The 16,417-nt window shown below is 47.3% G+C and carries 32 protein-coding genes; all 32 read right to left on the bottom strand.

The window, feature by feature from the left end; translation table 11 throughout:
- Positions 1–89: 89 nt before the first annotated feature.
- The 32 genes from truA to rpsJ all read right to left on the bottom strand — a co-directional run bounded on the left by truA (position 90) and on the right by rpsJ (position 16,203).
- The gene (gene truA / locus MKX63_RS08100) at positions 90–869 is read right to left on the bottom strand and encodes a tRNA pseudouridine(38-40) synthase TruA (RefSeq protein WP_341016398.1); all 780 of its coding nucleotides are present in this window, start codon (positions 867–869) and stop codon (positions 90–92) included.
- Positions 870–1,026: 157 nt separating this feature from the next.
- Positions 1,027–1,392 carry a 50S ribosomal protein L17 gene (gene rplQ / locus MKX63_RS08095; protein WP_019908254.1) on the bottom strand — a complete coding sequence of 122 codons (366 nt, stop codon included), beginning with the start codon at positions 1,390–1,392 and terminating at the stop codon, positions 1,027–1,029.
- 42 nt (positions 1,393–1,434) lie between these two features.
- Complete coding sequence (locus MKX63_RS08090) at positions 1,435–2,379, bottom strand: DNA-directed RNA polymerase subunit alpha (protein ID WP_036692422.1); 945 nt, start codon at positions 2,377–2,379, stop codon at positions 1,435–1,437.
- A 131-nt stretch (positions 2,380–2,510) separates the two neighbouring features.
- Positions 2,511–2,906, bottom strand: a complete 396-nt coding sequence (gene rpsK, locus MKX63_RS08085) for a 30S ribosomal protein S11 (protein WP_020427052.1) — start codon at positions 2,904–2,906, stop codon at positions 2,511–2,513.
- A 19-nt stretch (positions 2,907–2,925) separates the two neighbouring features.
- On the bottom strand, positions 2,926–3,294 hold the full coding sequence (gene rpsM / locus MKX63_RS08080) for a 30S ribosomal protein S13 (RefSeq protein ID WP_036721817.1): 369 nt from the start codon (positions 3,292–3,294) through the stop codon (positions 2,926–2,928).
- A gap of 19 nt (positions 3,295–3,313) precedes the next feature.
- Positions 3,314–3,427 (bottom strand): 50S ribosomal protein L36, encoded by a 114-nt coding sequence (gene rpmJ, locus MKX63_RS08075; RefSeq protein ID WP_003322638.1) that lies wholly within the window; start codon positions 3,425–3,427, stop codon positions 3,314–3,316.
- A 53-nt stretch (positions 3,428–3,480) separates the two neighbouring features.
- On the bottom strand, positions 3,481–3,696 hold the full coding sequence (gene infA / locus MKX63_RS08070) for a translation initiation factor IF-1 (protein WP_018753971.1): 216 nt from the start codon (positions 3,694–3,696) through the stop codon (positions 3,481–3,483).
- A gap of 2 nt (positions 3,697–3,698) precedes the next feature.
- Positions 3,699–4,007, bottom strand: a complete 309-nt coding sequence (locus MKX63_RS08065) for a KOW domain-containing RNA-binding protein (protein WP_341016397.1) — start codon at positions 4,005–4,007, stop codon at positions 3,699–3,701.
- Positions 4,008–4,018: 11 nt separating this feature from the next.
- On the bottom strand, positions 4,019–4,771 hold the full coding sequence (map, locus tag MKX63_RS08060) for a type I methionyl aminopeptidase (protein ID WP_341016395.1): 753 nt from the start codon (positions 4,769–4,771) through the stop codon (positions 4,019–4,021).
- A 4-nt stretch (positions 4,772–4,775) separates the two neighbouring features.
- Complete coding sequence (locus MKX63_RS08055; protein ID WP_341016393.1) at positions 4,776–5,420, bottom strand: adenylate kinase; 645 nt, start codon at positions 5,418–5,420, stop codon at positions 4,776–4,778.
- A gap of 98 nt (positions 5,421–5,518) precedes the next feature.
- Positions 5,519–6,817, bottom strand: a complete 1,299-nt coding sequence (secY, locus tag MKX63_RS08050; protein WP_036721825.1) for a preprotein translocase subunit SecY — start codon at positions 6,815–6,817, stop codon at positions 5,519–5,521.
- Positions 6,817–7,257, bottom strand: a complete 441-nt coding sequence (rplO, locus tag MKX63_RS08045; RefSeq protein WP_036692409.1) for a 50S ribosomal protein L15 — start codon at positions 7,255–7,257, stop codon at positions 6,817–6,819. Before rplO ends, secY begins: the two co-directional genes overlap by 1 nt.
- 40 nt (positions 7,258–7,297) lie before the next feature.
- On the bottom strand, positions 7,298–7,483 hold the full coding sequence (rpmD, locus tag MKX63_RS08040) for a 50S ribosomal protein L30 (RefSeq protein ID WP_019908243.1): 186 nt from the start codon (positions 7,481–7,483) through the stop codon (positions 7,298–7,300).
- A 14-nt stretch (positions 7,484–7,497) separates the two neighbouring features.
- Positions 7,498–7,995, bottom strand: a complete 498-nt coding sequence (rpsE, locus tag MKX63_RS08035; RefSeq protein WP_036652980.1) for a 30S ribosomal protein S5 — start codon at positions 7,993–7,995, stop codon at positions 7,498–7,500.
- Positions 7,996–8,021: 26 nt separating this feature from the next.
- The gene (gene rplR, locus MKX63_RS08030) at positions 8,022–8,390 is read right to left on the bottom strand and encodes a 50S ribosomal protein L18 (protein ID WP_341016391.1); all 369 of its coding nucleotides are present in this window, start codon (positions 8,388–8,390) and stop codon (positions 8,022–8,024) included.
- Positions 8,391–8,474: 84 nt separating this feature from the next.
- The gene (gene rplF / locus MKX63_RS08025) at positions 8,475–9,017 is read right to left on the bottom strand and encodes a 50S ribosomal protein L6 (RefSeq protein ID WP_341016390.1); all 543 of its coding nucleotides are present in this window, start codon (positions 9,015–9,017) and stop codon (positions 8,475–8,477) included.
- 30 nt (positions 9,018–9,047) lie between these two features.
- Entirely contained in the window at positions 9,048–9,446 is a 399-nt protein-coding gene (gene rpsH, locus MKX63_RS08020; RefSeq protein WP_036692403.1) for a 30S ribosomal protein S8, read from the bottom strand.
- 32 nt (positions 9,447–9,478) lie between these two features.
- A complete protein-coding gene (locus MKX63_RS08015; protein WP_036589425.1) occupies positions 9,479–9,664 on the bottom strand; it encodes a type Z 30S ribosomal protein S14 in 186 nt (61 codons plus the stop codon).
- Between the two features lie 44 nt (positions 9,665–9,708).
- Positions 9,709–10,251 (bottom strand): 50S ribosomal protein L5, encoded by a 543-nt coding sequence (gene rplE / locus MKX63_RS08010; protein ID WP_209878863.1) that lies wholly within the window; start codon positions 10,249–10,251, stop codon positions 9,709–9,711.
- 30 nt (positions 10,252–10,281) lie between these two features.
- A complete protein-coding gene (gene rplX / locus MKX63_RS08005; protein WP_019908235.1) occupies positions 10,282–10,635 on the bottom strand; it encodes a 50S ribosomal protein L24 in 354 nt (117 codons plus the stop codon).
- Between the two features lie 55 nt (positions 10,636–10,690).
- Positions 10,691–11,059 (bottom strand): 50S ribosomal protein L14, encoded by a 369-nt coding sequence (gene rplN, locus MKX63_RS08000; protein WP_036680556.1) that lies wholly within the window; start codon positions 11,057–11,059, stop codon positions 10,691–10,693.
- A gap of 40 nt (positions 11,060–11,099) precedes the next feature.
- Entirely contained in the window at positions 11,100–11,366 is a 267-nt protein-coding gene (gene rpsQ / locus MKX63_RS07995) for a 30S ribosomal protein S17 (RefSeq protein WP_036692400.1), read from the bottom strand.
- Between the two features lie 43 nt (positions 11,367–11,409).
- Positions 11,410–11,607, bottom strand: a complete 198-nt coding sequence (rpmC, locus tag MKX63_RS07990) for a 50S ribosomal protein L29 (protein ID WP_019908232.1) — start codon at positions 11,605–11,607, stop codon at positions 11,410–11,412.
- Positions 11,597–12,031: a 50S ribosomal protein L16 gene (rplP, locus tag MKX63_RS07985; RefSeq protein ID WP_020427064.1), complete on the bottom strand. Its 435-nt coding sequence runs from the start codon at positions 12,029–12,031 to the stop codon at positions 11,597–11,599. Before rplP ends, rpmC begins: the two co-directional genes overlap by 11 nt.
- 2 nt (positions 12,032–12,033) lie before the next feature.
- Positions 12,034–12,699, bottom strand: a complete 666-nt coding sequence (gene rpsC / locus MKX63_RS07980; RefSeq protein WP_341016387.1) for a 30S ribosomal protein S3 — start codon at positions 12,697–12,699, stop codon at positions 12,034–12,036.
- Positions 12,700–12,712: 13 nt separating this feature from the next.
- The gene (gene rplV, locus MKX63_RS07975) at positions 12,713–13,045 is read right to left on the bottom strand and encodes a 50S ribosomal protein L22 (RefSeq protein ID WP_019908228.1); all 333 of its coding nucleotides are present in this window, start codon (positions 13,043–13,045) and stop codon (positions 12,713–12,715) included.
- Positions 13,046–13,076: 31 nt separating this feature from the next.
- Complete coding sequence (rpsS, locus tag MKX63_RS07970; RefSeq protein WP_036692395.1) at positions 13,077–13,355, bottom strand: 30S ribosomal protein S19; 279 nt, start codon at positions 13,353–13,355, stop codon at positions 13,077–13,079.
- A gap of 77 nt (positions 13,356–13,432) precedes the next feature.
- Positions 13,433–14,263, bottom strand: coding sequence for a 50S ribosomal protein L2 (gene rplB / locus MKX63_RS07965; protein ID WP_341016385.1), 831 nt, complete (start codon positions 14,261–14,263; stop codon positions 13,433–13,435).
- 27 nt (positions 14,264–14,290) lie between these two features.
- A complete protein-coding gene (rplW, locus tag MKX63_RS07960) occupies positions 14,291–14,584 on the bottom strand; it encodes a 50S ribosomal protein L23 (RefSeq protein ID WP_019908225.1) in 294 nt (97 codons plus the stop codon).
- Positions 14,584–15,207 (bottom strand): 50S ribosomal protein L4, encoded by a 624-nt coding sequence (rplD, locus tag MKX63_RS07955; protein ID WP_036721837.1) that lies wholly within the window; start codon positions 15,205–15,207, stop codon positions 14,584–14,586. The genes rplW and rplD overlap by 1 nt, the downstream gene beginning before the upstream one ends.
- A gap of 25 nt (positions 15,208–15,232) precedes the next feature.
- Positions 15,233–15,856, bottom strand: a complete 624-nt coding sequence (rplC, locus tag MKX63_RS07950) for a 50S ribosomal protein L3 (protein WP_341016383.1) — start codon at positions 15,854–15,856, stop codon at positions 15,233–15,235.
- A 38-nt stretch (positions 15,857–15,894) separates the two neighbouring features.
- The gene (gene rpsJ, locus MKX63_RS07945; RefSeq protein WP_017692074.1) at positions 15,895–16,203 is read right to left on the bottom strand and encodes a 30S ribosomal protein S10; all 309 of its coding nucleotides are present in this window, start codon (positions 16,201–16,203) and stop codon (positions 15,895–15,897) included.
- Positions 16,204–16,417 lie beyond the last annotated feature (214 nt).

Below are 16,417 nucleotides of genomic sequence, written 5' to 3'. Positions count from 1 at the left end.
AACTTTTATATTACAGTATAAACATGACAAGCGCAAGCGATTTTTAAACATTCAGTACTAATTTTTATAAAAAATATAGTACCGGCCATTTAATCCTCCATCTCGTCATATTCCACACTCCAGAGTGCCAGCCCCTTAGACACAGCCGTAGGTCCGGCCGCTGCACGATCACAAGCCGCAAGTATTAAAGGCATTCTATCTGCGCTGATTTTCCCTTGGCCCACCTGCATCAGCGTCCCCATAATAATGCGTACCATATGCTGCAAAAAGCCGCTGCCTGTAATATAGGTATGGATCACTCCCTGGTCAGAAGAGCCCGGGCGGCACATGCTGCGGTCTACTTCAAGATAAGCCTCATAAATGGTCCGCACATGTGAAGTCTTAGTGGACTTCCTGGAGGCAAACGAGGTGTAATCATGGGTACCCAGCAGCGCGCTTAGCCCCATCTCCATCGCAGGAACATTCAGCTTCATCGGATGATGATGCTGCCAGCGCCGCTGGAACGGGTCGGGGAACCGGTTGCCGTTAATCGTGTACCGGTAGGTTTTACGCTTCGCCCCTCTACGGGAGTGGAACGAGAGCGGAACCTCAGCGGCCTCTGTAACCACGATGTCCTGCGGCAGCCTGGCATTCAGAGCCAGACACCAGCGTTCCAGCGGAATCTGGGAGGAGGTTATGAAGTTAAAAGGTTGGCCATAAGCGTGCACCCCCGCATCAGTCCGTCCTGAGCCCGTGATTTTGAGCGTCTCACCGGTCAGATGCTGAATTGCATGCTCCAGCTTGTCCTGAATCGTATTGCCCTGAGGCTGGGTCTGAAAGCCATCATAGTGGGTGCCGTCATAATTGACTTTCATCAATAGATTGCGCATTTCATTCTCCTCTTTCAAAAAAAAGAGCCCCGGCGGGAGCTCCTTCTACTCTATACAAGGTGATTCCCGCGGTTATTTGCACGGCAGGGTAATATGCCCTGCAGTACAATAACGTTAAATACGTAAAGCGTACATCCGGAAATCATAGCTTGTGAAACTACGCGCGGTCTACCAGTTCAAGATAAACCATAGGCGCAGCATCGCCACGGCGAGGTCCCAGCTTCAGGATACGAGTGTATCCGCCTGGACGCTCTGTGTAACGTGGAGCAATGTCAGAGAACAATTTTTGGATTGCATCTTGTTCACCATCTACAGTCTCACGACGAACAAATGCAGCTACTTGACGGCGAGCATGAAGATCGCCCTTTTTCGCTTTAGTGATCAGTTTCTCAGCGATGGAACGAACTTCCTTCGCTTTGGCTTCTGTTGTCTGAATACGTTCGTATAGGAACAGATCCGTTACCATATCGCGGAACAAAGCTTTACGCGCGCTGGAATCACGGCCCAATTTTTGGTATGCCATTTGTTTTCCCTCCTTCACTCAAGTCTCAAGAACTCCTGAGTCCTATTCTTCTGTACGAAGTCCCAAACCAAGTTCCTCAAGCTTCTCTTGAACCTCTTCCAAAGATTTGCGGCCCAAGTTACGAACCTTCATCATATCTTCTTCAGTTTTCGTAGTCAGCTCTTGCACGGTATTAATACCGGCACGTTTGAGGCAGTTGTAGGAACGGACAGAAAGATCAAGCTCCTCGATCGTCATCTCAAGTACTTTTTCTTTTTTGTCTTCTTCTTTTTCAACCATAATTTCGGCGTCTTTCGCTTCATCCGTAAGACCTACGAACAGAACGAGGTGCTCGTTCAAAATTTTGGCTCCAAGGCTAACGGCTTCTTCCGGTCGGATACTGCCATCTGTCCAAATTTCCAGCGTCAACTTGTCGTAGTTAGTCACTTGACCAACACGGGTATTATCAATACCGTAATTCACACGTGAAATAGGAGTGTAGATAGAGTCAACTGGAATTACACCAATTGGCTGATCGTCGCGTTTGTTCCGGTCCGCTTGGACGTAGCCGCGACCACGGCCTGCAAAAATGCGCATGTGCAGTCTCGCGCCAGGTCCCAGCGTTGCAATATGAAGATCCGGGTTCAGGATCTCAACATCGCTGTCCGCACGGATATCACCCGCGGTAACGATGCCTTCTCCTTCAGCATCAATCTCGAACACTTTCTCTTCATCCGAATGAATCTTCAGAGAAAGAGCTTTAAGGTTCAGGATGATTTCCGTCACATCTTCCATTACGCCGGGAACGGTCGAGAACTCATGCAGAACGCCGTCAATTTGGACCGAAGTCACTGCGGCTCCCGGAAGGGAGGAAAGCAGGATCCGGCGAAGCGAGTTCCCCAGAGTCGTGCCATATCCACGTTCCAGCGGTTCAACTACGAATTTCCCATAGGTCCCATCATCATTGGCTTCTACGGTCTCAATCTTCGGCTTTTCGATTTCTATCACGAGTGTACCCCTCCTTCAAACGTCGCTCCTATATGAAACAGTCACCCCATCAGGTGTATCATGTAGTATGCCTAAACACCTATTATTAGCAGATGCGTCAGAATTATACCACAATCACAATTCTGATTATACTAAACGCGGCGACGCTTCGGCGGACGGCATCCATTGTGAGGAACTGGAGTAACGTCTTTAATGAGGTTTACTTCAAGACCAGCGGCCTGAAGGGAACGGATGGCTGCTTCGCGGCCCGCGCCCGGTCCTTTAACCATAACTTCAACGGACTTCATGCCGTGTTCCATAGCTGCCTTAGCAGCTGTTTCGGCTGCCATTTGCGCTGCAAATGGAGTCGATTTACGGGAACCTTTGAATCCTTGACCGCCGGAGCTTGCCCAGGAAATTGCATTTCCGTGGGGATCCGTGATCGTAACGATAGTGTTATTGAACGTGGAACGGATATGTGCCACGCCAGACTCGATATTTTTCCGGTCGCGACGTTTCGTACGTACGACTTTTTTCGGTTTAGCCATTGTCTCTTATCACCTCTTCTTATTTCTTTTTGTTTGCTACAGTACGACGCGGGCCTTTACGGGTACGAGCATTGGTTTTGGTACGTTGACCGCGAACAGGCAATCCACGACGGTGACGAACACCGCGGTAACAGCCGATCTCAGTAAGACGCTTAATATTCAAGGAAATTTCACGACGAAGGTCACCTTCAACCTTAACCTCTTTGTCGATCGTTTCACGCAGTTTGCTGACTTCATCTTCCGTCAAATCACGGACACGTGTGTTAACGTCAATGCCTGTTTCATTAAGAATTTTCTGGGAAGTCGTTTTACCGATTCCGAAAATATAAGTCAAGGCGATCTCAACGCGCTTATCACGTGGCAAATCCACTCCAGCTATACGAGCCATTTTACGCTACACCCCCTTCTTAACCTTGTTTTTGTTTGTGTTTCGGATTTTCGCAAATTACCATAACAGTCCCTTTGCGGCGGATGACTTTGCATTTTTCGCAAATGGGCTTTACAGAAGGTCTTACCTTCATGTTAATTACCTCCTCAAAGTTTTGCGAAGCAAAACTTTTGTTGTAGTTCCCATCTATTTACGGTAAGTTATACGGCCTTTTGATAAATCATAAGGCGATAACTGCACGACCACTTTGTCTCCGGTTAGGATACGGATAAAGTGCATCCGCAATTTCCCGGACACATGGGCAAGTATTTGATGACCGTTTTCAAGCTCAACCTTAAAAGTTGCGTTAGGCAACGGCTCAATGACCGTTCCTTCTACCTCAATGACGTCTTCCTTAGCCACAGTCAGTCTCCTTTCTCATTAGCACTTTGTCCAGCGGGCAGGCCATACTTCATCACTGCAAACCGCAGCTTTCCGTTGGTGACCCGGCCGGTTTCTTCCAAACTGTCTACAATCTCACTGCTGATGAAGGGTATGAGCTCCAAGTGCTGAATATTCTTCTTCTTTGGGCTGTCAAACTTACGTTTGTCCCCATCAGCAATATATACAAATCTGCTATCTACAACTGCGATAACAACGGCAGCCTCTCCGGCATTCTTGCCTTTGAGAATTCTCACGATTTGACCAACCTGCGGGCTGCTCCCAGTATTCACGTGAAGATCACCTACGCATTCAGTTTTGTGAAAATCTCCATGCCGTCCGGTGTAACTGCTACTGTATGCTCGAAGTGAGCGCACAGTGAACCGTCTACCGTAACGACCGTCCAGTTATCATCCAGTGTTCTGACATAACGTTCTCCAGCGTTAACCATCGGCTCAATGGCGAGTACCATACCCGGCTTCAAACGTGGTCCGCGGTCCGCTAAGCCATAGTTCGGAATTTGCGGTTCTTCATGCAGTTCTGCCCCAATGCCATGACCAACATACTCGCGGACAACGGAGAACCCGGCGTCTTCAATGTATGCTTGAATTGCATGGGAGATTGTAAACAAGCGCACATCCGGTTTGACTAACGCCAGTCCAGCGTAGAGAGAGCCCTCCGTGACATCCAGCAGACGCTGAGCCTCTTCGGAAATGCTGCCCACCCCGTAGGTCCAGGCGGAATCACCATGATAACCACGGTACTCTGCACCGATATCCAGCGTAACGATGTCGCCTTCTACCAGTTTGCGTTTCCCTGGAAATCCGTGCACTAATTGTTCGTTGACTGAAGCGCAAATGCTGGCAGGAAAACCGTTGTAGCCTTTGAAAGACGGCACAGCACCCTGACTGCGGATGTACCCATCGGCGATTCTGTCGAGCTCACCGGTAGTAATGCCTGGCTGGATAGCTTCAGCAATAAGACGGTGACTCTCGGCAACAATTCGACCAGCTTCCCTCATAAAGACAAGTTCCTGTTCGGATTTGCAAATGATCATTACATTAACCCCGCAGCATAGAGACGATTTCAGAAGAAACGACATTGATTTCGTTTTCTCCGTTTACCTGACGCACAAGACCTTTATCGTCATAAAATGCAAGCAGCGGCGCTGTCTTGTTATCATACTCATCCAGACGCTTGCCTACACTTTCTTCGTTGTCATCCGGACGCTGATACAATTCTCCGCCATCAATGTCGCAGATGCCATCTTGCTTCGGCGGGTTGAAAATTAAATGGTAGGATGTTCCGCATACCGAGCAGATCCGGCGTCCGGTAAGACGCGCCATCAGCAGTCCGCGGTCCACATTCAAGTTAACAACGTGATCTAGTGAAGTTCCAAGCCGGCTGAGGATTTCTCCCAGCGCTTCCGCTTGCGAAAGGGTTCTTGGAAAGCCATCCAATAAAAAACCTTTTTCGCAATCGGACTGCTGCAGCCGTTCTTCGACGATTCCAATAGTCACATCATCCGGTACAAGCAAACCTTGATCGATGTAAGATTTAGCCTTCAGCCCGATCGGCGTTCCCTGCTTGATTGCCAAGCGGAAAGCATCACCGGTCGAAATATGCGGAATACCAAGTTCTTTAACAACCACTGCGGCTTGTGTTCCCTTGCCTGCCCCAGGAGGGCCCATGAATAAAATGTTCACGATTCTCTTCTCCCCCCAAAAGTTCGCCACCAAGCAAGAAACAGCACAATAGGTACCGGGAAGTTTAAAACATTAGGTACTTCACCGGAACCTATCGCCTATTTATTGATGAAGCCTTTGTAATGGCGTTTGATCAATTGGCTCTCGATCTGCTTCATGGTATCCAGTGCAACACCGATAACGATCAGCAGTGCCGTACCACCAATCTGCACTTGCTTCGGTAACCCGGATAACGATCCAAATAATACTGGCAGTACAGAGATTAATGACAGGAACAGCGCACCGGACATCGTCAGACGCGACATTACTCTAGTCAGGTATTTCTCAGTAGCCTTACCTGGACGTATACCTGGAATGTATCCGCCATTCTTTTTCATATTGTCAGCCATTTGCTGCGGGTTCATCTGGACGAACGTATAGAAGAACGTAAATCCGATGATCATGACTACATACAGCAGCATGCCGAGCGGCTTGGTATGATCCAGATTGGCCGAGACCCATTTAGCCCAAGCATGGGTGGACCAGAAGCTCGATAAAACGACCGGGAATTGAAGCAGCGAAACGGCGAAGATAACAGGAATTACACCAGCCGCATTAATTTTAAGCGGAATGTGCGTATTCTGTCCACCGTACATTTTGTTACCGACTACGCGTTTGGCATATTGTACAGGGATTTTACGGATACCTTGTTGAACAAAGATCACCCCGACAATAATCGCAACAACCACGATCAGTACAATAACGACTTTAAGAATATTCAGGAACATCTGACCCGGCTGGATAAAGCTTGATTGCGCCGTAGTGGTGATATATCCCGGAAAGGCGGCGACGATTCCCGCAAAAATCAGGATCGAAATCCCGTTTCCTATACCCTTTTCAGTGATCTGCTCACCTAACCACATCAAGAACGATGTACCCGCCGTCAATATGATCGCAATAAGCAGGTAATCCGCAAAGGTTGCATTTGGAATCATCTCAGTGCCATAAATCCGGTTAAACCCGATAGATGTGGCAAACGCTTGAATCAAACCTAGCACTACTGTGCCGTAACGCGTAATTTGCGCCAGCTGCTTTTTCCCGTGTTCCCCTTGCTTAGCCCATTCGGCAAACTTAGGAACAACATCCATCGAAAGCAATTGAACGATGATGGATGCTGTAATATACGGGTAAATGCTGATCGCAAAAATCGAGAAGTTTTTGAGCGCTCCGCCCGAGAAGGTGTTCAAAAGACCCATCAAAGCGTCTCCGCCCTGATTTGTTGATTCCAGTACTTCTTTGTTCACACCGGGAACCGGTACAAACGAACCGATGCGGTAAATGATCAGAACGAACAGGGTAAACAGGATCTTTTTGCGCAAATCTTCAACATGCCATATATTCTTAAGCGTCTTGAACATTAGATCACCTCGGTTTTACCGCCGGCAGCTTCGATTTTCTCTACCGCAGATTGAGAGAACTTATTTGCTTTGACAGTCAATTTAACAGCCAGTTCACCGTTGCCGAGAATCTTGATGCCGCTCTTAGTGTTGCTGACAACACCAGTTTCAAGCAAAAGCTCAGGAGTTACTTCTGTTCCTTCTGCAAAGCTATTCAGATCTTCCAGGTTCACAATCGCGTACTCTTTACGGGTAGGATTGACGAAACCACGTTTAGGCAGACGACGATAGAGTGGGTTTTGTCCACCCTCGAAGCCTGGACGTACACCACCGCCGGAACGGGAGTTTTGACCTTTATGACCACGGCCCGAAGTTTTACCGTTACCGCTACTTGGTCCACGACCAACGCGGTTGCGTTCTTTCCGTGATCCAGGAGCTGGAGCAAGTTCATGTAACTTCATCGTTTGCACCTCCTTATGTTTGTTAATTTATTCGAGGCTATTAGCCTTCAATTTCAGTAACGGACAGCAAGTGGCTCACTTTGTTGATCATTCCGCGAATTGCAGGAGTGTCGTTGTGAACCACGGACGAGTTGGTTTTGCGCAGGCCGAGCGTCTTAACAGTAACACGTTGTGTTTCTGGACGTCCAATTACACTGCGTACGAGGGTAATTTGCAATTTAGCCATTGACGTTCCCCTCCTTAACCGCGTAATTCTTCGACAGATTTGCCGCGAAGCTTCGCGACCTCTTCAATGCGCTTCAGACGGGAAAGACCCTCTAAAGTAGCATTGACCATATTCATGGAATTCGAAGAACCCAAAGATTTTGTCAAGATATCGCCAACGCCTGCCAATTCAAGCACCGCACGAACCGGTCCACCAGCGATAACGCCGGTACCTTCGGATGCTGGTTTCAGCAGAACGCGTCCTGCGCCGAAATGTCCAGTAACCAGGTGAGGAATCGATGTTCCTACGATTGGAATGTGGATCAGGTTTTTCTTGGCGTCTTCAATGCCTTTACGGATGGCATCCGGAACTTCGCCGGCTTTACCGATACCAGCACCAACGTAGCCGTTGCCGTCGCCCACAACAACAAGTGCACTAAAGCTGAAACGGCGTCCGCCTTTTACAACTTTTGCAACACGGTTGATGTGTACAACTCTTTCTGTCAGTTCTAAACTGTTCGGATCTACACGCAAGTCGTTAACCTCCTTTTAGAAATATTCTAGAATTCAAGACCAGCTTCGCGAGCTGCGCTAGCCAGAGCCTGAATCCGTCCATGGTACAAGTATCCACCGCGGTCAAATACAACCACTGCATGACCCTTTTCTTTAGCGCGCTCAGCGATCAATTGACCTACTTTGCTTGCAGCTTCAACGCTGCCGCCATTTCCGATTGTAGCACTCAATTCCTTATCAAGTGTGGAGGCAGATACGATAGTAACGCCGTTCACATCATCAATCAGTTGAGCGTAGATGTGTTTCGCAGAACGGAACACATTCAAACGTGGACGCTCAGTAGTACCCTGGATCTTCTTACGAACACGCAGGTGTCTTTTGAGACGTGCCTTGTTTTTATCCTCTTTTGTAATCATGACTTCCCTTTCACTCCCTTCAGTTTGCCGTAAACAGCTTCACTTTAAGATGCACGGGGTATCTTACAATTAAGGTAGAGCTGGTTATTTCTTCTTACCAGCTTTACCTTCCTTGCGGATGATACGCTCGCCTTCATATTTGATACCTTTACCTTTGTATGGCTCAGGTTCACGTACGGAACGGATTTTGGCAGCGTAAGCGCCAACGCGTTCTTTGTCAATCCCTTTAACGATGATCTTCGTGTTCGCAGGAACATCGAACTCGATACCCGCTTCCGGTGTAATTTCAACCGGGTGGGAGTAACCAACGTTCAATACGATTTTATCTCCGGATTTGCTTGCACGATATCCGACCCCAACCAGTTCCAGAGATTTCGAGAAACCTTCAGTCACACCACTCACCATGTTGTTGACAACGGAGCGGGTTGTGCCGTGAAGTGAACGATGCAATTTGTTGTCCGACGGGCGAACAACAGTGATTTCGTTATTTTCAACTGTAATCTTCATGTCTTTATGAAGCTCACGAGTCAAAGTGCCTTTAGGACCTTTTACTGTAATAACGGTGTTGTCCAAAGTGACATCTACACCGCTAGGTACTGCGATTGGTTTGCGACCAATACGAGACATGTGTTGCACCTCCTTATCTTGTGACGTTTATTACCAAATGTAGCAGACAACTTCTCCGCCGGATTTAGATTGACGAGCTTCTTTGTCGGTCATAACTCCCTTAGATGTGGAGATAATCGCGATTCCAAGGCCACCGAGTACACGAGGAACTTCATTGCTCTTCGTGTATACGCGAAGACCTGGTTTACTGATTCTTTTCAGACCAGTGATAACACGTTCCTGGCTTGGGCCGTATTTCAGGAAAATACGGATAATCCCTTGTTTGCTATCTTCAACGAATTCAGCATCACGGATGAAGCCCTCACGCTTCAAGATGTCCGCGATTTGTTTTTTCATAGTAGAAGCAGGCATTTCTACTGTCTCGTGACGCACAGTGTTGGCGTTACGAATACGAGTAAGCATATCTGCAATAGGATCAGACATAGTCATGTGTGTAAACCTCCTTCCCGTTTATAAACTTCTTACCAACTTGCTTTTTTCACGCCAGGGATCTGGCCTTTATAAGCTAATTCACGGAAACAAATTCTGCAAATTTTGAACTTTTGCAGTACCGAATGTGGACGACCGCAACGCTCGCAACGTGTATATGCACGTACTTTGAACTTAGGCTCGCGTTGTTGTTTAACTTTCATTGAAGTCTTTGCCACTTAGCCTGACACCTCCTAAACATTTTCGGAGAAATGGATGATTCTTATTTTGTGAAAGGCATTCCCAGCTGATTCAGCAGCTCACGGGATTCCTCGTCCGTCTTAGCAGTCGTTACAATAACGATGTCCATACCGCGAACCTTATCCACTTTGTCATACTCAATTTCAGGGAAGATCAATTGTTCTTTAAGACCCAGTGTGTAGTTACCGCGGCCATCGAAGGCTTTGCTGGAAACACCACGGAAGTCACGAACGCGTGGAAGCGTTACGTTGATCAATTTATCCAGGAAGTAATACATACGCTCGCCGCGCAGTGTTACTTTAACCCCGATCGGCATATTTTCGCGCAGTTTGAAACCGGCGATGGATTTCTTTGCTTTGGTGATAACCGGCTTTTGACCAGAAATCAGTTGCATATCGTTAACTGCAGCGTCAAGTACTTTGGAGTTTTGAACAGCGTCACCTACACCCATGTTGATGACGATCTTCTCGATCTTAGGCACTTGCATAACTGTTGTGTAGTTAAACTTCTGCATCAAAGATGGTGTGATTTCATTCAGATAACGTTCTTTCATTCTTGCTGCCATGAAGATTTACCTCCTTTCATTAGGACTGTATTAGTCGATAATCTCTCCGGATCTTTTTGCTACCCGAACCTTCTTACCGTTATCTAGTACTTTATAGCCGATGCGCGTAACTTTCCCGCTCTTCGGATCAATGTGCATTACGTTGGACACATGGATCGAAGCTTCCTGCTCGATGATTCCGCCTTGCGGATTCAACTGGTTAGGCTTCTGGTGTTTCTTCACCATGTTCACGCCTTCTACCAGGACGCGGTTTTCACGAGGATAAGCAGCGATGACACGGCCTTTTTTACCTTTGTCTTTCCCGCTGATCACAAGCACCACATCATCTTTTTTCACGTGCAGTTTATTGTTATGGGATTCCAGAACTTTTTTAACTCTAGGCATTGATTACACCTCCTATAACTACCTTTTCAAGTACAACCGAGTATCACTCGGATTTTTAGATTACTTCCGGTGCCAAGGAAACGATCTTCATGTAGTCCTTGTCGCGAAGTTCGCGAGCAACTGGTCCGAAGATACGTGTTCCGCGCGGGCTTCTGTCGTCTTTAACAACAACAGCTGCATTTTCGTCGAATGCGATGTAAGATCCATCTTTACGGCGTACCGAACGTTTTGTACGAACAACTACCGCTCTAACAACATCACCTTTTTTGACAACGCCGCCTGGTGTTGCTTGTTTAACGGAACAAACGATCAGATCGCCGATTGCTGCTGTACGGCGTCCAGTACCACCCAGTACGCGGATACACATCAGTTCCTTCGCACCAGAGTTGTCAGCCACATGCAAACGTGTAAATGGTTGAATCATTATTTTTTTCCTCCTTCCGGAAAGGGATTTGCTTCATGTCTTAGATGATTACCGCTTTTTCAACCACTTCAACCAGTCTCCAGCGTTTGTCCTTCGACAATGGACGTGTTTCCATGACTTTCACGACATCACCAATTTTAGCTACATTCTCTTCATCATGTGCCTTGAATTTCTTCGTGGACTTGATGCGTTTGTGATACAGATTGTGCTTTTTATAGGTTTCAACAGCAATTACGATGGTTTTATCCATTTTGTCGCTGACTACTTTACCGATCAGCACTTTACGTGCATTACGTTCTTCGCTCATAATTAGCCTCCTTCCTGATTACGGATTATGCATCCGCCGTCACTTAACTAATCCCAAGTACTCTTTGATGGATAACGGTTTTAGCACGAGCTATTTCCTTACGCACATCACGAATCCGAGTCGGGTTATCCAGTTGGCCTGTTGCCAATTGGAAACGGAGATTGAAAAGTTCTTCCTTGAAACCGGCGATTTTCTGTTCAATCTCAGCAGTGGTTAAGTTGCGAAGTTCATTAGCTTTCATTTGCTTCACCACCCAATTCTTCACGTTTCACAAACTTAGTCTTTACAGGCAGCTTGTGAGCGGCAAGACGCATCGCTTCACGAGCGATTTCTTCCGACACGCCTCCGAGTTCGAACATAATCTTACCCGGTTTAACTACAGCTACCCATTTCTCAACGTTACCTTTACCACTACCCATACGAACCTCGAGAGGCTTCTGAGTGATTGGCTTATCCGGGAAAATCTTGATCCAAACCTGACCGCCACGTTTGATGTAACGTGTCATTGCGATACGTGCAGCTTCGATCTGACGGTTAGTGATCCAAGATGGCTCCAGTGCCTGCAAACCGAATTCCCCGAAGTTAAGTTCGGTTCCGCCTTTTGCCATACCCTTCATGTGACCGCGTTGTTGCTTGCGGTGTTTAACGCGCTTTGGTACCAACATGATTAGTTGCCTCCTTCCTGAGCAGCTTGTTTCTTAGCTGGGGGAAGAACTTCTCCACGATAAATCCATACTTTTACGCCGATACGGCCGTAAGTTGTATGTGCTTCAGCTGTTCCGTAATCGATATCAGCACGAAGCGTATGAAGTGGAACTGTTCCTTCGCTATAACCTTCTGAACGGGCAATCTCAGCGCCGCCAAGACGTCCGCCAACCTGAGTTTTAATACCCTTTGCGCCGGAACGCATAGTTCTTTGAATCGCTTGTTTCAGAGCACGACGGAACGATACGCGACGTTCCAGCTGTTGTGCAATGCTTTCAGCAACAAGAATAGCATCCAGTTCAGGGTGTTTGATTTCATTGATGTTGATGTGCACTTTCTTACCGCCAGCGATAGCTGTAACTGCGCTGCGAAGTACTTCTACTTCTGCTCCGCCTTTACCAATTACCATACCTGGCTTGGCAGTGTGAATTGTAACGTTCACTCGGCTTGCCGCTCTTTCGATCTCGATGCGGGAAACAGAGGAATCTTTCAACTTGCCTTTAAGGTATTCCCGGATTTTGACGTCTTCCATTAAAAGAGTACCGAAATCTTTGCCTGCATACCATTTTGATTCCCAATCGCGAATAATACCGACTCGGAGTCCGACTGGATTTACCTTTTGACCCACGTGTTATCCCTCCTTATTTCTCAGATACCACCAAAGTAATGTGGCTGGTACGTTTATTGATCCGGCTTGCGCGGCCCATGGCGCGCGGACGGAAACGTTTCATTGTAGGACCCTGGTTAACGAAAACTTCGCTTACGAATAAGCTGTTCACGTCCATAGAGTAGTTATGCTCAGCGTTCGCAATCGCCGAGTTCAGTAGCTTCTCAACAACCGGAGAAGCGGACTTCGGAGTGTGGCGAAGAATTGCAATTGCTTCCCCCACTTGCTTGCCGCGAATCAAGTCAACAACCAGTTTCGCTTTACGAGCGGAAATCCGCACCGATCTTGCATGTGCTTTTGCTTCCATTGTTTTCCCTCCTCTCAAACGAAGACGTTAATTATCTTCTGGTTTTCTTATCGTCACCCGCGTGGCCTTTGTAAGTACGTGTTGGCGCGAACTCGCCCAACTTGTGACCTACCATATCTTCTGTTACGTATACAGGCACGTGTTTGCGGCCGTCATATACACCAAACGTATGTCCGATAAACTGAGGGAAAATGGTTGAGCGACGGGACCAGGTTTTTACTACGACTTTCTTGTCTGTCTCGTTCAAATCCTCAACTTTTTTCAGCAGGTAGCCATCGATGAACGGCCCCTTCTTTAAACTGCGACCCATGTGTGAATCCTCCCTTCATCCGGTTCTTCAAAACCGCGAATCGACGCTTCGCGCTTAATCAACTTGCCTGAAGCGTCTTATTTTGTGCGGCGACGAACGATATATTTATCAGATGCTTTGTTTTTCTTACGCGTTTTGTAGCCGAGGGTTGGTTTGCCCCAAGGTGACATTGGCGATTTCCGTCCGATTGGAGCGCGGCCTTCACCACCACCGTGTGGGTGATCGTTAGGGTTCATGACAACACCGCGTACTTCAGGACGACGTCCGAGCCAGCGGCTGCGTCCGGCTTTACCAATCTTGATCAGCTCGTGATCTCCGTTACCTACGGCTCCGATAGTCGCACGGCAAACGCTGAGGATTCTGCGAACCTCACCAGAGTTCAAACGAACAGATACGTATTTATCTTCTTTACCCAGCAACTGAGCTTCAGTACCGGCAGCACGAACCAATTGTCCGCCTTTGCCTGGTTTCAACTCGATATTGTGGATAACTGTACCTACCGGGATGTTGATCAACGGAAGGCTGTTACCAATTTTGATATCCGCAGTAGGACCGGACTCAACTTTATCCCCAACTTTAAGGCCTTTAGGAGCGATGATATAACGTTTCTCTCCATCAGCATAGTGGATCAAAGCAATATTGGAAGTACGGTTCGGGTCATACTCGATTGTAGCAACGCTACCTGGTATGCCGTCTTTAGTCCGTTTGAAGTCGATGATACGGTATTTACGTTTGTGTCCGCCGCCATGGTGACGAACCGTAATTTTACCTTGGTTGTTGCGTCCGGCATGCTTGAACAGCGGGGACAGCAACGATTTCTCTGGCTGGTTTGTTGTGATTTCTTCAAACGTAGACACAGACATGTTGCGTCTTGCCGGAGAGGTCGGTTTGTACTTTTTGATTGGCACTATAGTTTCCTCCTTACTTTAAGAGTATTATTCTACCGCTTCAAAGAACTCAAGCGGCTTGCTGTCCGGGCTAAGCTTCACGATGGCTTTTTTCCACTCCGGAGTATAACCGGAATATTTGCCGTAACGTTTCAGTTTACCAGGTACGCGCATTGTGTTCACACTAACGACTTTCACTTTAAAAATAGCCTCGACAGCTTTTTTGATTTCGGTCTTGTTAGCACGGATATCCACTTCAAAAGCGTACTTCAGTTCGCTCATGTATTCGGATGTGCGTTCCGTAATCACTGGACGCTTAATTATATCACGAGGATCTTTCATTACGCGAACACCTCCTCTACCTTCAGAACTGCTTCTTTAGTGATGATCAGTTTGTCGTACGTCAGTACGTCAAGAACATTGATGCCGTCAGCCGCTACGAATTTCACCCCAGGGATGTTACGAGCGGAAAGTGCTACATTGTCATCATAGCTAGGAGCTACGATCAGGGCTTTGCTGCCCACTTTAAGATTGTTCAGAATCGCTGCGAATTCTTTCGTCTTCGGAGCATTCAGAGTCAAGCTATCCAATACGATAATGTCATTCTCAAGTACTTTTGAGGACAACGCGGATTTGATGGCCAACCGGCGAACCTTCTTAGGCAATTTCCAGGAATAGCTGCGTGGTGTTGGTCCGAAGACTACGCCGCCGCCTTTCCATTGTGGAGAACGAATGGAGCCTTGACGAGCACGACCTGTACCTTTTTGTTTCCAAGGCTTACGTCCGCCGCCACGTACTTCAGAGCGTCCTTTTACTTTGTGTGTACCGCGACGAAGGGAAGCTCTTTGCATAAGTGCAGCTTCATGCAGCACATGTACATTCGGTTCGATACCAAAAACTGAATCACTCAGTTCAACTTCGCCAACTTCGTTACCACTAGTATTGAAAAGTGTTACTTTTGGCATTTCATGTTCCTCCTTTCTTCAGTAATTATTTCTTAACGGTTTCTTTAACTTTCACGAAGCTGTTTTTAGGGCCCGGAATAGCGCCTTTAACCAGCAGTACATTACGTTCTACGTCAACCCGGATGATTTCAAGCTTTTGAACCGTTACGGTTGTGTGACCCATATGTCCTGGCAGGCGTTTGCCCTTAGGAACACGGTTAGCCTGGATGGAACCCATCGAGCCCGGTCTTCTGTGGTAGCGCGATCCGTGTGCCATTGGTCCGCGGCTTTGTCCCCAGCGTTTGATGTTACCCTGGAAGCCTTTACCCTTCGAAGTACCTGTTACGTCAACAAACTCGCCTTCAGCGAAGATGTCAGCCTTAAGCTCTTGTCCAACCTCGAGTGACCCGAGGTCAACACCGCGAATTTCGCGAACGTAGCGCTTAGGTGTTGCATTTGCCTTTTTGGCGTGACCCTGTTCAGGCTTGTTAGAGCGACTTTCCTTTTTATCGGAAAAACCTAACTGCACTGCTTCATATCCGTCGATATTCAGGTCTTTCTTTTGCAGTACCACACAAGGTCCAGCTTCGATAACAGAAACCGCGATTACGTTACCTTCTGGAGTAAACACTTGAGTCATACCGAGTTTTTTTCCTAAGATACCTTTCAATGTTGACACCTCTTTTCTTTTCCTGGTTACTTAATGAATTACAATTTGATTTCGATATCTACACCGGACGGTAGATCCAAGCGCATCAAGGCATCCACAGTTTGTGGTGTTGGGTTCACAATATCGATCAAACGTTTGTGAGTCCGTTGCTCAAACTGTTCACGGGAATCCTTGTACTTGTGTACCGCACGGAGAATGGTAATGATTTGCTTCTCAGTTGGCAGCGGAATCGGCCCGGATACACCAGCACCCGAACGTTTTGCTGTTTCAACGATTTTCTCTGCGGATTGATCAAGAATTCTGTGGTCGTATGCTTTCAAGCGAATACGAATTTTTTGCTTTGCCATTTTAGTCCCTCCTTCTATCGCCCAATTTATTATCGGACATACTCCGCGAAAATTTTCTGACGTCGACCTCATGGCAAAGGGGCCGGGTGTGTCAGTAACCTCTCACATCATCGCAACGTCTCAGAACAACATTTATTATTATATCTAATAGGCGGCTATATTGCAAGAGCCTTTGCAAAACAAATCACCTTTTCCAGAAAAAAAGTTAAAAAAC

The organism is Paenibacillus sp. FSL R7-0179, assembly GCF_038002265.1.
GTDB lineage: Bacteria > Bacillota > Bacilli > Paenibacillales > Paenibacillaceae > Paenibacillus_AQ.
Note: the sequence above shows the minus strand (reverse complement) of the source record. Positions and strands in the feature narration are given on the sequence as shown.